Origin of the sequence: Halomonas sp. HG01, from assembly GCF_000968715.2 — a bacterium.
GTDB lineage: Bacteria > Pseudomonadota > Gammaproteobacteria > Pseudomonadales > Halomonadaceae > Halomonas > Halomonas halophila.
The window spans coordinates 525,983-540,388 of the sequence record NZ_CP022134.1 but is presented as its reverse complement, the minus strand read 5'-3'; the positions used below and the strand labels follow the sequence as shown (position 1 = coordinate 540,388).

Below are 14,406 nucleotides of genomic sequence, written 5' to 3'. Positions count from 1 at the left end.
TCTTCAAAACTAAAGCAGAAATATCATCCAAATGAATGATGAGGCATTCATGCTTCCTCTGCCTTCGGCGGCATGAACATCGTCGTGCGATTGTCGCGCTGTAAGTCTTTCCCCATCGCCACGACAGAGCAGGGCGTATCAGGCGAATCGCCACGAGGCGCACCCGACGACCCAGAAGGAGAGATCCCATGAAGCGTTCCACCATGCTGGCTGCCGTGTTCACCACCGCCATCGCCCAGGCGGGCGCCATGAGCGCCGCCCAGGCCCAGGACGACGAAGCCATGGAGAAGTGCTACGGCGTGGCCCTGGCCGGCCAGAACGACTGCAAGGCGGGCCCGGGCACCACCTGCGCCGGCACCTCCACCGTGGACTACCAGGGCAACGCCTGGACGCTGGTGCCGGAAGGCACCTGCACCAGCATCGAGACGCCCCACGGTATGGGCAGCCTGAGCGAGATCGAGCGTCCCTGATGGCCATGCCGGCCCGCCACGCGGCGGGCCGGCGCTGACAAGGAGATCGCCATGTCACCGTCCCTGACGCCGAATGCCGTGGGCATCGGCTTCAAGCCGCAGCATGCACAGGCGCTGCTCGCCGCCCCCCGGACGGCGGATTTCCTGGAGCTGCATGCCGAGAACCACATGAGCGCGGGTGGTCCCGCCCGCGAGGAGCTCCTTGAACTGGCCGAGCGCTATCCGCTCTCGGTACACGGCGTGGGGCTGTCGCTGGGCGGCGCCGAGCGCCCCGACCCGGCGCACCTCGCCCGGCTGGTCGAGCTGGTGAATCGGCTATCGCCGGCGCTGGTCTCGGAGCACCTGGCCTGGAGCCGGCTCGACGGCGACTGCTACAACGACCTGCTGCCGGTGCCGCTGACCGAGGAGAGCCTGGCGCTGCTCGCCCGCAACATCGATATCGTCCAGCAGGCGCTGGGGCGCCGGCTGCTGATCGAGAACCCCAGCCTCTACGTGACGATCCCGATCAACACGCTCGACGAGGCCGACTTCCTCACCGAGCTGGTGGCCCGCACCGGCTGCGGGCTACTGCTGGACCTCAACAATGCCTATATCTGCGCCCATAACCTGGGCCGCGACCTCGACGCCTACCTGGCCGCCCTGCCCTGGCAGGCCGTGGGTGAGATGCACCTGGCCGGCCATAGCCTCGACACCGCCGTCGAGCCGCCGCTGCGCATCGACGACCACGGCGGCCCGGTCACCGAGGCCGTCTGGTCGCTGTATCGCCGCTGGGCGCCCGCCGCCCCCGAGGCGCCGACCCTGATCGAGTGGGACGCCAACGTGCCGACGCTCGATCGCTGGCTCGAGGAGGCCGAGCTGGCCCGTGCCCATCGCGCCACCGCCCTGCCGGGCGAGGCGTCACGGGACAAGGCGCCGAGGAGGATGCCGGCATGATCGCCCTGGCCGACTGGCAGCGACGCTTCGCCGCCGCCCTGCGCGCCCCCGGTGTCGAGACGCCCGCCGAACTGGGCACGCGCGCGGGACTCGACGTGTATCGCAACAACGTCCGTCAGAGCCTGATCGAGGCCCTGGCCACCGCCTTTCCCCATACCCGAACCCTGCTCGGCCCGCGCTACTTCGCCGCCGCGGCCGGCGACTACGCCCGCGATCACCTGCCCCGGGAGCCGCGGTTATCTCGCTACGGCACCGGCTTCGCCGACTTCCTGGACGACCTGCCGCCGCTGGCCGGCCATCGCTACGCGAGCGACGTCTGCCGGCTGGAGCGCGCCCGGCTCGACGTCGGCCATGCCGCCGAGGCGCCGGCCCTGGACGCCACCCGGCTGGCCGAGCATCCCGACCCGGCACGCCTGTGCGTGACGCCGCGGCCGGCCACGCGGCGAGTGCGCTGTCGCTTCGCGGTGGGTGCGCTGTGGCAGCGACTGGAGCAGGACGAGGCGACGGACGACCCCGTCGTCGCCGGCGAGGAGGACTGGCTGGCGGTGCGCCGCGGCGAGTGCGTGCTGCTGACGCCAATCGACGCCGTCACCGCCACGCTGTATCGCAGGCTTCGGGAGCATCCCGGCGCGGCCCTGGGCGACGCGCTGGCGACGGTCGCCGAGGCCCACGGCGAGACGGCGGCCGGCGAGGCACTGGGCACCCTGCTCGGCCTCGGCGCGCTGTGCGAGCGCCATGCCGCGCCCAGTGATGACGAGCCGAACGAGGAGGCCGCCCCATGAACGTGCTGCTGATGCCACTGCGCCTCTACTATCGCCGCCTCGAGCCGGCCCTCGACCGGCTGCCCTTCGATCTCGTGGCCCTGCTGGCGCGCATCGTGCTCGGTAGCGTCTTCTTCCGTTCGGCGCTGACCAAGGTCGACGGCTTCTCGATCGCCCAGAGCACCTTCTTCCTGTTCGAGCACGAGTACGCCCTGCCGCTGATCTCGCCGGTGCTCGCCGCCTGGCTGGCGACGCTGGCCGAGTTCGGGCTGTCGCTGCTGCTGTGGGCGGGCCTGGCGACCCGCCTGGCCGCCCTGGGCCTGCTGCTCATGACGCTGGTGATCCAGACGTTCGTCTATCCCGATGCCTGGGTCACCCACGGCCTCTGGGCCACGGGGCTGCTGACCCTGCTGCTGCGCGGCCCCGGCGCGCTGTCGCTGGATCGCCTGTTAAGCCGCCTGCTGGGCCGTCAGGTATCGGCGGCCTGACGCAGCACGCCCTGGGCCAGGCACCAGCCGCCGACCAACAGCGCCAGCATGCCGGCCAGCACCAGCGAGAAGGACGCCCCCAGATCCAGCGCCACGCCGAGCACCGCCGGGGCGATGCCGGTGGAGAAGACCATGGCCGCGCTCAGCGTGGCCCGTACCCGACCCAGATGTTCGGCGCCCCACAGTCGCACCAGCAGGCTGGTGGCGATGGATTCCTGAGACCCCATGGCGAGCCCGCCGCCGACCATCAGCGCCCAGATCGCCAGATGGCCGCCCAGGGTGAGCGCCAGCACCAGCCCCAGCGCGAAGGGCAGCAGATAGAGCCTGGCCAGGCGCACCGCGCCCAGCCGATCCACCCAGTGCCCGCCGAGCAGCGCGCCGGGCAGCTTGGCGAGCCCCATGCCGGTCAGCGCCAGGGAATAGATCGCCAGCGAGCTGCCCATCGACGAGGTCAGCTGCGCCTGATAGATGAACAACCCGGTCATGGCCACCGGCAGGGTCATCAGCAGCGGCAGCAGGCGCCAGAAGCGTGCATCGCGAAACGGCCTCGGCCCCTGCGCCGCCGCGGCCCTGTCGGGGCGTGCGCCGGGCGCCTCGGGCCAGGGCGCCCGCATCAGCACGAGTACCCACAGCGCCGCCAGCACCGCGACCAGCCCCCACCACAGCTCGCGCCAGCCGAGCCACACCAGCAGCCCCGCCACCAGCGGCGGCAGCAGGGTCTCGCCGAGCATCAGCCCCATGCCGGCGAGCCCCAGGGCCCGACCGCGCAGTCCCTCGAACTCGCGCCCGGCCAGGGTGTTGCCGAGGTGGCTCATCATGCCCTGGCCGCACAGGCGCACCAGCCCCAGGCCAAGCAGCCCCAGCGGCCACCAGGGCGAGGCGGTCAGCAGCAGGATGCCGATGCCCAGCGCCGCCAGGATGGCCAGCGCGAAGCGGCGCGGCGCCACCCAGTCGATGGCGGGCCCCAGGCGCAGCATGGCGAAGCCGGCGGCCAGGGTGACCAGCGAATAGGCGGTGCCGAACTCGCCGGCGGAGAAGCCCAGCCGTTCGGCGATGGGCGCCTGGAACAGGCCGACGAAGAAGCTCTGCCCCAGGCTCGACGAGAACATCGCCAGCACGGCGATGCCCATCAGCCCCCGATGGTCCCTCAGCAGGGTGCGATAGCTCATGGTGTTCTCCCGGTGCCCTGACACATCACGGTAACAGGCGCGATGACACGAAAAGGCCCCGCCATGGCGGGGCCCTGAAGCGCGATGACGCGGCTCAGCGCAGCAGCAGCACCGGCACGCTGGCGTGGCGCAGCATGGCGGTGGTGGTGCTGCCCACCAGCAGGTGACGGATGCGGGAATGGCCGTAGGCCCCCATCACCACCAGGTCGATGTCGTGCTCGTCCTTGTAGGCACGCAGGGTCTCCTCCACCTCGCCGGCGCGGATCGCGCCCTCGGCCTCGTGGCCGGCCTCGCGCAGGGTGGCGAGCGCCCAGTCGAGCTGGGAGCGGTTGTCGCCGGTCTCGGCGCCGACGATCACCACGTGGCAGGCGATGCCGGCGAACAGCGGGCTCTTCGCCAGCAGCTCGACGCCCTTGCGGGTGGTATTGCTGCCGTCGAAGGCGATCATCACCTTCTCGGGGCGCTTGAAGGCCTGAGGCACCACCAGGATCGGGCGATGCTGGCCGCGCACCACCCGCTCGAGGTTGGAGCCCAGGTGCTCGCTGTCCTGGTGGGCGCTGCCGCCGCGCTTGCCCACCACCAGCAGGCGGATCTCGTCCTCCAGCTCGGCGAGGGTCTCGACCAGGGTGCCGTTGCGCTGGCGGCTGCCGGGCTCCGCCACGCCGTCCTCGACGGCGCGCTCCTGGGCCGCCTTGAGCATCAGCCGGCCCTGCTCCTGAGCCACCTTGGCGCGCTGCTCATCGAGCTGAGAGAGTTCCTCGAGCAGGTGCTCGCGGGAGCCCAGCCCGATGTTGCCGGAGAGATCCGCCTCGGCGGTCTGGGGGTGGTTGTCGACCACGTGCAGGAAGGTCAGCGGCGCCTCCAGCGCCTGACTGGCCCAGGCGGCGTAGTCGCAGACGCCCTCGGAAAACTGCGAGCCGTCGATGGCGGCCATCACCTGTTCTGTCATCTGTCTGTCCTGAAGCCGGCGTGTGTCGTTGTCGCTGCCCTGAGTTCTACCCCATCGGCGGCGACCTGCATAGGGCCGGACGCTGCCTGACGCCCGGCAGGCGGGCTCAGCGCTTCGGCGCGTCGAAGTCCTGGGGCTCGTCGGTGTAGACGCAGACGTTGGCGTCGGCCACATCGCCGTCCTCGGCCTCGACCTGGGTGGCGAAGAAGTGCTGGATCTCACGGCGGTTGCAGTGCGCCTCGAAGGCCTCGCGGCTGGCCCAGATCTCGTGGAACACGATCGGGTAGCTCGTGCCCGGGGCGTTGGGGTGATCGACGTGGCGCGTCACCGTGTACTGGAGGCAGCCGTCCTCGCGATGGGCGTTGGGCTCCAGCGCCTGCAGCGCGGCGAACACCGCCGCCTCGCGGCCGGGCTTGGGCTGGAACTGGGCGATGCAGTAGACCTTCTGTGACATGTCGTCATTCCTTGTCATGGTGGGGCGGGCCGGCGGTCGCGCCGGCCCGTGCGGCCGAATGCCTGACGCGACTCAGTGGCCGCCCATCAGCTTCTCGACGGCTTCCGGATCGTCATGGATGGCGTAGCGATCGACGATGGTGGCGCTGGCCTCGTTGAGGCCGACCAGCTCGACCTCGGTGCCCTCGCGGCGGAACTTGATCACCACCCGATCCAGCGCCTGCACGGCGGTGATGTCCCAGAAGTGTGCCCGGGACAGGTCGATGGTGACCTTCTCCACGCTCTCCTTGAAGTCGAAGGCGCGGCCGAAGCGCTCGGAGGAGGCAAAAAACACCTGGCCCACCACCCGATAGACCCGGTGACGACCCGCCTCGGCCTCCTCGACGCCGATGTAGAGGATGTTGCCGACCTTGTTGGCGAAGAACAACGCCGCCAGCAGCACGCCGACGAACACGCCCATGGCCAGGTTGTGGGTGCCCACGGTGACCGCCACGGTGGCCAGCATCACCAGGTTGGAGGACATCGGGTGCTGCTTGAGGTCGCGGATCGAGGTCCAGCTGAAGGTGCCGATGGAGACCATGATCATCACCGCCACCAGCGCCGCCATGGGAATCTGCGACACCCAGTCGGCGAGGAACACCACCATGATCAGCAGCATCACGCCGGCGAACAGGGTGGAAAGACGACCGCGACCGCCGGATTTGATGTTGATCACCGACTGCCCGATCATCGCGCAGCCCGCCATGCCGCCGAGCAGGCCGGTACCGATGTTGGCCATGCCCTGGCCCTTGCACTCGCGGTTCTTGTCGCTCTCGGTGTCGGTCAGGTCGTCGACGATGGTGGCGGTCATCATCGACTCCAGCAGGCCCACCACGGTGAGCATGATGGCGTAGGGGAAGATGATCGACAGGGTCTCGAGGTTGAGCGGTACATCGGGCCACAGGAACACCGGCAGGGTATCGGGCAGCTCGCCCATGTCGCCCACGGCGCGTATGTCGAGGCCCATGACCATGGCCACGCCGGTCAGCACCAGGATGCACACCAGCGGCGACGGCAGCGTCTTGCCGATCACCGGCAGGTAGGGGAAGAGATAGATGATGCCCAGACCCGCCGCGGTCATGGCATAGACGTGCCAGGTGACGTTGGTCAGCTCCGGCAGCTGCGCCATGAAGATCAGGATCGCCAGGGCGTTGACGAAGCCGGTCACCACCGAGCGCGAGACGAAGCGCATCAGGTCAGCCAGGCGCAGGTAGCCGGCGACGATCTGCAGCGCGCCGGTGAGCAGGGTCGCGGCCAGCAGGTACTCGAGCCCGTGCTCCTTGACCAGCGTGACCATCAGCAGCGCCATGGCGCCGGTGGCCGCCGAGATCATGCCCGGCCGGCCGCCGGCGAAGGCGATGATCACCGCCATGGAGAAGGAAGCGTAGAGGCCGATCTTGGGATCGACGCCGGCGATGATCGAGAAGGCGATGGCCTCGGGAATCAGCGCCAGGGCGACGACGATGCCCGACAGGAGATCGCCCTTGATGTTGGAGAACCAGTCTTGCTTGAGGGATCGAGTCATGCTGCGGTCCAGTCGAGGGTGGAGGTGGATGCCATGAAGGCGTCAGGGTCGTGTCGTGCGCAGCCCTTCCCGGCCTCGCGAGGAGGCCGATGCCGTGGCGCCGGTCATGCGCCGAGGCACATGGAACGCATCGTGGCGCTGCGGGAGAGAGGCTGACGGTGCAAGGCGGGCGCGGGGCGCCCAGGACATCGAGACGATGCCCGGCCGCGATGACATCGTGACGACGTCATCGCGGCCCGAATTCGGGAGGGAAAGGCTAGGGCGGCGTGGCCAGCCCGGAACGAGAGGGCATCACGGTATGTCGGTTCCCTTGCGTTGGATCGACGAGACAACGGGCAGATCCGGCTACCCCGTCAGGAGCGCGGGAGTGTACCAGACACGCCGGATCGCTGCATCCGGCGAGACCCGAGGATCGACGAGGGGCACCGGGGACACGATGGCGGTTCATGCCACCTGCCATCACGGATTCCCCTTGTCGTTGTCGCCAGCGCCAGCGCCGGTCATCGACTTGAAGGCCTCCACCAGGTCGATGGGCAGCGGCACCACGATGGTCGAGGCGTTCTTGTTGCTCATGTCGCTCATGGTCTGCAGGTAGCGAAGCTGCAGCGACGTCGGGTTGCCGGACATGACGTTGGCGGCCTCGAGCAGCTTCTGCGAGGCCTGCAGCTCGCCCTCGGCGTGGATCACCTTGGCGCGCCGCTCACGCTCCGCCTCGGCCTGGCGGGCGATGGCGCGGATCATGCTGTCGTCCAGGTCGACGTGCTTGATCTCCACGTTGGCCACCTTGATGCCCCAGCTCTCCGCCGAGGCGTCGATGATCTCCTGGATGTCGTCGTTGAGCCGGTCGCGCTCGGAGAGCATCTCGTCCAGGTCGTGCTTGCCGAGCACCGAACGCAGCGTGGTCTGGGCCAGCTGGCTGGTGGCGCTGACGAAGTGCTCGACCTGGATGATCGCCTTCTCCGGGTCGACCACCCGGAAGTAGAGCACCGCGTTGACCTTCACCGTGACGTTGTCCTGTGAGATCACGTCCTGCTCGGGCACGTCCATGGTGATCACCCGCAGGTCGACCACTTCCATCTTCTGGATGCCTGGGATGATGATGAACAGGCCCGGGCCCTTCACCGCCTGGAAGCGCCCCAGGAAGAACACCACGCCACGCTTGTACTCCGGCAGGATGCGGATCGAGGCCGCGATCAGCATCAGCACCAGCACCAGCGGCACGAGATAGGAAATCAGCATGTCGGCTCTCCTTTCGGTCTCAAGGGCATATCGGTTTCAAGGGCGTACCGGTCTCGGGGGTGATCGATCTCGGGGTCGAAACGTCGGGCGATATCAGCGCTCGGCGGCCGATGCCTGAAGCGGCTCGACGTCGACGGTAAGCCCGTCGATGGCGACCACCCGCACCGTCTGTCCGCGGCGCAGCGCCTGCTCGCTGCGGGCGTTCCAGCGTTCGCCGTGCAGGCGCACGTGACCCTCGCCCTGGAAGTCTTCCAGCGCCTCGGCCTCGAGGCCCACCAGCTCCTCCTGACCGGTGCGCGGGGGGCGCCGGCGCAGGCCCAGGAAGCGGGTCAGCACCCACAGCATCAGGCCCGCCGCCACCAGGGCGATGCCGCCGATCAACGGCAGCGAGATATTCAGGGTGTCCGCATCCATCAGCATCACCGATCCGATCACGAAGGCCACGATGCCACCGATGCCCAGGATGCCGAAGCTGGGCATCAGCGCCTCGCCGACGATCAGCCCCAGTCCCACCAGGATCAGCGCCAGGCCGGCATAGTTAACGGGTAGCACCTGGAAGGCAAACAGCGCCAGCAGCAGGCAGATGATGCCGATGGTCCCCGGCACCAGGCTACCGGGATTGGAGAGCTCGAAGATCAGGCCGTAGAAGCCGATGATCATCAGGAAGTAGGCCAGATTGGGGTTGGTGATCACCTCCAGCAGCCGGGTGCGCCAGTCGGGATCGAAACGCTCCACGGCGAGGTCGGCGGTCCGAAGGGTGATGCTGCCGTCCTCCATCACCACCTCGCGGCCGTCGATCTGGGCCAGGAGGTCGTCGAGGTCCGTGGCCAGCACGTCGATGACGTTCTGCTCCAGCGCCTCCCGGGCGGTGAGATTGACCGCCTCGCGCACCGCGTCCTCGGCCCAGTCGGCGTTGCGGCCGTGGCGATCGGCCAGCGAGCGGATATAGGCCACGGCGTCCTCCAGCACCTTGCGCTCCATGGCGGTCTCGCCGCGGCGCTTGGGCACGGCCTCCTCATCGTCCGCCGCCGTGTCGTCGCCCGCCCCGGCCGAGGTCTCGACTGCCTCGTCGCCCTCGGTCGACGACGCCGTCGCGGCGGCCGACTTCGCCTTGCCGCCGGACGTGGGCTCCGCATCCTGCGCATCGGCGTCGTCCGGCGCTTCCGGCTCGCCGATGCCGGGCAGCCCGCCCCCGCCGCCGATCTGCACCGGCGTGGCCGAGCCGAGATGGGTGGCCGGCGCCATGGCCGCCACATGGCTGGCGTAGAGCAGGTAGGTGCCGGCACTGGCCGCCCGGGCGCCGCCGGGCGAGACGTAGAACGCGACCGGAATCTCCGAGGACAGCATCGCCGAGATCATGTCGCGCATGGAGGCGTCGAGCCCCCCGGGGGTGTCCAGCTGCACCACCACCAGCCTCGCCTCGCGCTCGGCGGCGATGTCCAGGCCGCGCACGAAGTAATCGCCAGTGGCCGGGCCGATGGCGCCGTCGAGCGTCATCACCAGCGCCGTGTCGCGCTGCTGCTGCGCCGCGGCGTGCCAGGCGGCGAGCCCGCCCATCAGCAGGCAGGCCAGGCTGAACCAGAACAGCACGCGATGCGGCAGGGACGACCGGGACATCATGGCAACCTCGCCTCGATCTCGGTATGGGTACAGGCCATAGCGTCGGAACGCATTAGGGCCTGCCGATCAGTGTAGACGCCGTGACCACGGACGAGGGCCCAGCGTTTACCATCGCCCCGAGAGGGCAACGCCCTCGCCGCGCTATGCTGGTGGCGCCGTAAGGAAAACGGCGCGGCCACGACACAACCGAAGCCGCCTCACGCCACTCTCATCATTTCTTTCCATCGCCAAGGACGCCTCGATGCCCTCACGCCGCTCGCCGACACGCTCGCTCCCTTTCCTGCCGCTGCTGCTGGGCGCGGCCCTGTCGTTCGCCGACGTGCTGACCGCTCCTCCGGCCCGAGCCCAGGACGCGCCGTCGGCCGAGCGCTGGGCCGCTATCGAGGCCGAGGCCCGGGGACAGACCGTGTACTGGAACGCCTGGGGCGGCGACGCCACCATCAATCGCTATATCGACTGGGTCGCCGAGCGGGTGGACGAGCGCTTCGACGTGGAGGTGGTGCACGTCAAGGTCGATGACGCCGCCGCCGCGGTATCGCGGGTGATCGCCGAGAAGTCGGCCGGCAACGTCGACGACGGCGCCATCGACCTGGTGTGGATCAACGGCGAGAACTTCGCCGCCATGAAGCGCCACGAGCTGCTCTACGGCCCCTTCGCCTCGTTGCTGCCGAACTTCGAACTGACCGCCCCGGCGGCCAACCCCGAGGTCGTCACCGACTTCACCCTGCCCACCGAGGGGTATGAGTCGCCCTGGGGCAAGGCCCAGCTGACCTTCTACGTCGACGCCGAGCGCGTCCAGGCGCCGCCCGGCAGCATGGCCGCGCTGCTCGACTGGGCCCGTGCCCATCCCGGGCGCTTCACCTACCCGCTGGTGCCGGACTTCCTCGGCACCACCTTCCTCAAGCAGGGGCTGATCGCGCTGACCGAGGACCCGAGCGTGCTGGCCGAGCCGGCCTCGGCCCATGACGTGGCCGCGGTGACCGCCCCGCTGTGGGACTTTCTCGACGCCCTGCACCCGCACCTGTGGCGCGAGGGCCGCGACTTCCCCAGCGGCGGCCCCGAACTCAAGCGGCTGATGGGCGACGGCGAACTGTCGCTGGCCTTCACCTTCAACCCCTCCGAGCCCGCCGCCGCGGTGGCCGCCCATCGGCTGCCGCCGAGTACCCGCAGCTACGTGCTCGACGGCGGCACCCTGGGCAACGTGCACTTCGTGGCGATCCCCTTCAACGCCGCCCACAAGGCCGGGGCCATGGTGCTGGCCAACTTCCTGCTCTCGCCCGAGGCCCAGGCCCGCAAGCAGGACATCGCGGTCTGGGGCGATCCCACGGTGCTCGACATGGACGCCCTCACCCCCGAGCAGCGCGCGGCCTTCGACGTCGACGACGCCTCCCCCGCCCGGCTGCCGCCCGAGGCGCTGGGACGGCTGCTGCCCGAGCCGCATCCCAGCTGGATGGAGGCCCTGGAGGCCGGCTGGCTGGCGCGCTATGGCGACGGCTGAGTCGGCAGACGCCTTCCGGATCTCGCGCTGGGGCCGGGGGCGATGACGCCGTTCGAGCGGGCGATCCGCCCCTTCCCGGGCCTGACCCTGGCGCTGCTGGGCCTGCCGGTGGCGGCGGGGCTCGTCGGTGTGGTGGCGCCGGCCTTCGGCTGGCTGCCGGCGCTGGGTGGCGAGACCCTGACGCTGGCGCCCTGGCGCGCCCTCCTGCAGGCCCCGGGCCTGGCCGACATGCTGCGCCTGAGCCTGGTCACCGGGCTCGCCAGCAGCCTGATCGCGCTGGCCATCGTGACGCTGTTTCTCGGCGCCTTCCTCGGCACTCGCCCCTTGCGCTGGGTGCAGCGCCTGCTGGCGCCGCTGCTGGCGGTGCCCCACGCCGCCGCGGCCATCGGCCTGGCCTTCCTGCTCGCCCCCTCGGGGCTCGCCAGCCGGCTGGTCTCGCCCTGGGCGAGCGGCTGGCAGCAGCCGCCGGACTACCTGTTTCCCGGCGACCCGGCAGGGCTAGCGCTGATCGCCGGGCTGGTGCTCAAGGAGGTGCCCTTCCTGCTGCTGATGAGCCTCGCCGCCCTGCCCCAGTGCCGCGCCGAGGAGCGCCTCCGAGTCGCGCGATCGCTGGGCTACGGGCGCCTCAACGCCTTCCTGCGCGCGGTGCTGCCGGGGCTCTATCCGCTGATCCGTCTGCCGCTCTATGCGGTGATCGCCTTCGCCGGCTCGACCGTGGACGTGGCGATCATCCTCGGCCCCTCGACGCCGCCGACGCTGGCCGTGGCGGTGGTGCGCTGGCTGAACGATCCTGACCTGGCGCTACGCTTCCAGGCCTCGGCCGCGGCCCTGCTGCAGCTCGGCGTCACCGCCCTGTCGCTGCTGGCCTGGTGGCTGGCCGAGCGGCTGGTGGCGAGGCTCGCCGCCGGCTGGCTGATCGGCGGCACACGCGCCCGCGGCGAGCGGCTCGGGCGCGCGCTGGCCGCCGGGGCCACCGCGCTCTCGATCCTGCTGCTGGGCGCGAGCCTCATGGGCCTGGCGCTGTGGTCGCTGGCCGCCTGGTGGCCCTTCCCCGCCGCCTGGCCCTCGCCGATGACGCTCGACGCCTGGCGCCAGGGACTCGCGTCCGGCAGCGCACCGCTCGCCGACACCGCGAGCCTGGGGCTCGCCTCGACCCTGCTGGCGCTGACGCTGGTGCTCTGCTGCCTGGAGGCCGAGACCCTGCGTCGCCGACCGCTGGCGCCGGGGACGCAGCTGATCCTCTACCTGCCGCTGCTGGTGCCGCCGGTGGCCTTCCTCTACGGCCTGGTGCAGTGGCAGGCCCAGCTGGGGCTGGCCGCCGGCTGGCTGGCGGCGGCGCTGGGACACGCGCTGTTCGTGCTGCCCTACGTCTTCCTCACGCTTGCCGAGAGCTATCGCCGGCTCGATCCACGCTGGGGCCAGGTCGCCGCCGCGCTCGGCGCCTCGAGGGCACGCATGTTCTGGCGGGTTCGCCTGCCGCTGCTGGCGGCGCCGATCGCCGTGGCCGCCGCGGTGGGCTTCGCCGTCAGCGTCGGCCAGTACCTGCCGACCCTGCTGCTCGGCGGCGGCCGGCTGGCGACCCTGACCACCGAGGCGGTGAGCCTGGCCAGTGGCGGCGACCGCCGCCTGACCGCGGTCTTCGCACTGGGCCAGCTGGCGCTGCCGGCGCTGGGCTTCGTCCTGGCTGCCGGCCTGCCGCGGTGGCTGTTTCGCCACCGGGTCACGCCCCATTCATCCACCACTGCTTCGACATGAGCGATGCCATGCCCGCGCCGAACCCGCTGATCCTCGACGACGTCGTCATCACACGCAACGGCCGCCCGCTGGTGGCCGTGGACGCCCGCATTGCCCCCGGCGAGGTGCTGACCCTGATGGGCCCCTCGGGCGTCGGCAAGTCGACCCTGCTGGCCCAGGTCGCCGGCTTCCTGGCCCCGGCCTTCACGGCCACCGGGCGGGTCCGGCTGGGCGACGACGACCTGACGGACGCGCCGCCGGAGCGGCGCCGGCTGGGGCTGCTGTTCCAGGACCCGCTGCTGTTCCCCCACCTGAGCGTGGGCGGCAACCTGGCCTTCGGCCTGCCCGCCGGCGGCAAGCGGGCCGAACGCCGCCGGCGGGTGGACGAGGCGCTGACCGATATCGGGCTGTCCGGCTTCGCCGAGCGCGACCCGGAGACGCTGTCCGGCGGCCAGCGCGCCCGGGTGGCGCTGATGCGGGTGCTGCTGGCCGAGCCGCGGGCGATGCTGCTCGACGAGCCCTTCTCGCGGCTCGACGCGGCGCGACGCGACGAGATGCGCCGGCTGGTGTTCGCCCGCGTTCGCGCGCGGGGCCTGCCGACCCTGATGGTGACCCACGACCGGGAAGACGCCGAGGCGGCCGGCGGACGCGTGATCGAGCTCACGGCCCGGGGCACCAGGCTGGAGACATGGCGAGCGAACGCCACGGACGACGAGGAGACGACGTGATCGAGCATTCCGATAGCCCACGCCCCGGCGCGGATCGCCGGCGCCGCCTGGCCGCGGTACGCCCGCGACTGGTGTCCTTCGCGCTGATGCACCTGCGCGACCGCACCCAGGCCGAGGACGCCGTCCAGGAAGCCCTGGCCGCGGCGCTGGAGAAGGACGACAGCTTCGGCGAGCGATCCGGCTACGAGACCTGGGTGTTCGGCATCCTCAAGCACAAGATCCTCGATGCCATGCGCGTCCAGAAGCGCCAGGGGCGCTGGACACCGCTGGAGGACGACGACACCGACGACGCCATCGAACGCCAGTTCCACCGCGACGGGCACTGGAACCCCGAGGCCCGGCCACGCGGCTGGGGCGAGCCGGAGGCGGCCTTCGAGAGCGAGCATTTCTGGCGGGTCTTCGACGCCTGCATGATCGGCCTGCCCGACAACCTGGCCCGGGTGTTCTCGCTGCGCGAGCTGATGGGGCTGTCCACCGACGACATCTGCCAGACGGTGGGCATCAAGGAAAACAACTGCTGGGTGATGCTGCACCGCGCCCGCCTGCGCCTGCGGGCCTGCATCGAGCGCGGCTGGCTTGAGGAGGATACCCCATGATGAAGTGCAAACAGGCCACGCGCCTGATGTCGCTCAAGCAGGACCGGCCGCTCACCCGGCGCGAGCGGCTGTCGCTGCGCCTGCATCTGACGATGTGCGGCGCCTGCCGGGCCTGCGAGCGCCAGTTCTCGCTGCTGCACCGGGCCGGCGAACGCTACCGGCCCGACGACGAGGACGAGCCCTCTCCTCGCGGCTGAGCGCCGA

Annotated in this window: 15 protein-coding genes; 9 read left to right on the top strand and 6 right to left on the bottom strand. The window is 70.5% G+C overall.

The genetic code is table 11. The features are described 5' to 3' along the window. Nucleotides 1-188: 188 nt before the first annotated feature. From UN84_RS02445 to UN84_RS02430, 4 genes are read left to right on the top strand one after another with little or no spacing between them, the layout of a single operon-like run. Entirely contained in the window at nucleotides 189-470 is a 282-nt protein-coding gene (locus UN84_RS02445; protein WP_046079270.1) for a BufA1 family periplasmic bufferin-type metallophore, read from the top strand. A gap of 51 nt (nucleotides 471-521) precedes the next feature. Further along, nucleotides 522-1,403, top strand: a complete 882-nt coding sequence (gene bufB, locus UN84_RS02440) for an MNIO family bufferin maturase (protein ID WP_046079271.1) — start codon at nucleotides 522-524, stop codon at nucleotides 1,401-1,403. After that, complete coding sequence (locus UN84_RS02435) at nucleotides 1,400-2,185, top strand: HvfC/BufC N-terminal domain-containing protein (RefSeq protein WP_052719356.1); 786 nt, start codon at nucleotides 1,400-1,402, stop codon at nucleotides 2,183-2,185. The genes bufB and UN84_RS02435 overlap by 4 nt, the downstream gene beginning before the upstream one ends. After that, entirely contained in the window at nucleotides 2,182-2,652 is a 471-nt protein-coding gene (locus tag UN84_RS02430; protein ID WP_046079272.1) for a DoxX family protein, read from the top strand. Before UN84_RS02435 ends, UN84_RS02430 begins: the two co-directional genes overlap by 4 nt. On the opposite strand, the gene UN84_RS02425 is transcribed toward UN84_RS02430, so the two are convergent. From UN84_RS02425 to UN84_RS02400, 6 genes are all read right to left on the bottom strand, one after another. Then, nucleotides 2,634-3,821, bottom strand: a complete 1,188-nt coding sequence (locus UN84_RS02425; protein WP_046079273.1) for an MFS transporter — start codon at nucleotides 3,819-3,821, stop codon at nucleotides 2,634-2,636. The genes UN84_RS02430 and UN84_RS02425 overlap by 19 nt on opposite strands. A 94-nt stretch (nucleotides 3,822-3,915) precedes the next feature. Continuing rightward, a complete protein-coding gene (locus tag UN84_RS02420; protein WP_046079274.1) occupies nucleotides 3,916-4,770 on the bottom strand; it encodes a universal stress protein in 855 nt (284 codons plus the stop codon). 106 nt (nucleotides 4,771-4,876) lie between these two features. After that, nucleotides 4,877-5,224, bottom strand: a complete 348-nt coding sequence (locus UN84_RS02415; RefSeq protein WP_035596534.1) for a putative quinol monooxygenase — start codon at nucleotides 5,222-5,224, stop codon at nucleotides 4,877-4,879. Nucleotides 5,225-5,296: 72 nt separating this feature from the next. Beyond that, nucleotides 5,297-6,787: a SulP family inorganic anion transporter gene (locus UN84_RS02410; protein WP_046079275.1), complete on the bottom strand. Its 1,491-nt coding sequence runs from the start codon at nucleotides 6,785-6,787 to the stop codon at nucleotides 5,297-5,299. Nucleotides 6,788-7,246: 459 nt separating this feature from the next. Then, a complete protein-coding gene (locus UN84_RS02405; protein WP_046079276.1) occupies nucleotides 7,247-8,026 on the bottom strand; it encodes a slipin family protein in 780 nt (259 codons plus the stop codon). 93 nt (nucleotides 8,027-8,119) lie between these two features. Continuing rightward, nucleotides 8,120-9,646: an NfeD family protein gene (locus UN84_RS02400; RefSeq protein ID WP_152662862.1), complete on the bottom strand. Its 1,527-nt coding sequence runs from the start codon at nucleotides 9,644-9,646 to the stop codon at nucleotides 8,120-8,122. Between the two features lie 241 nt (nucleotides 9,647-9,887). On the opposite strand from UN84_RS02400, the gene UN84_RS02395 reads away from it, so the two are divergent. From UN84_RS02395 to UN84_RS02375, 5 genes are read left to right on the top strand one after another with little or no spacing between them, the layout of a single operon-like run. Next, nucleotides 9,888-11,144: an ABC transporter substrate-binding protein gene (locus UN84_RS02395; protein WP_082090901.1), complete on the top strand. Its 1,257-nt coding sequence runs from the start codon at nucleotides 9,888-9,890 to the stop codon at nucleotides 11,142-11,144. Between the two features lie 42 nt (nucleotides 11,145-11,186). Beyond that, nucleotides 11,187-12,899, top strand: a complete 1,713-nt coding sequence (locus UN84_RS02390) for an ABC transporter permease (RefSeq protein ID WP_046079277.1) — start codon at nucleotides 11,187-11,189, stop codon at nucleotides 12,897-12,899. Between the two features lie 8 nt (nucleotides 12,900-12,907). Next, nucleotides 12,908-13,606: an ATP-binding cassette domain-containing protein gene (locus tag UN84_RS02385; protein ID WP_046079278.1), complete on the top strand. Its 699-nt coding sequence runs from the start codon at nucleotides 12,908-12,910 to the stop codon at nucleotides 13,604-13,606. Next, on the top strand, nucleotides 13,603-14,202 hold the full coding sequence (locus UN84_RS02380; RefSeq protein ID WP_046079279.1) for a sigma-70 family RNA polymerase sigma factor: 600 nt from the start codon (nucleotides 13,603-13,605) through the stop codon (nucleotides 14,200-14,202). Before UN84_RS02385 ends, UN84_RS02380 begins: the two co-directional genes overlap by 4 nt. Continuing rightward, nucleotides 14,199-14,399, top strand: coding sequence for a zf-HC2 domain-containing protein (locus UN84_RS02375; RefSeq protein WP_046079280.1), 201 nt, complete (start codon nucleotides 14,199-14,201; stop codon nucleotides 14,397-14,399). The genes UN84_RS02380 and UN84_RS02375 overlap by 4 nt, the downstream gene beginning before the upstream one ends. Nucleotides 14,400-14,406: the final 7 nt, after the last annotated feature.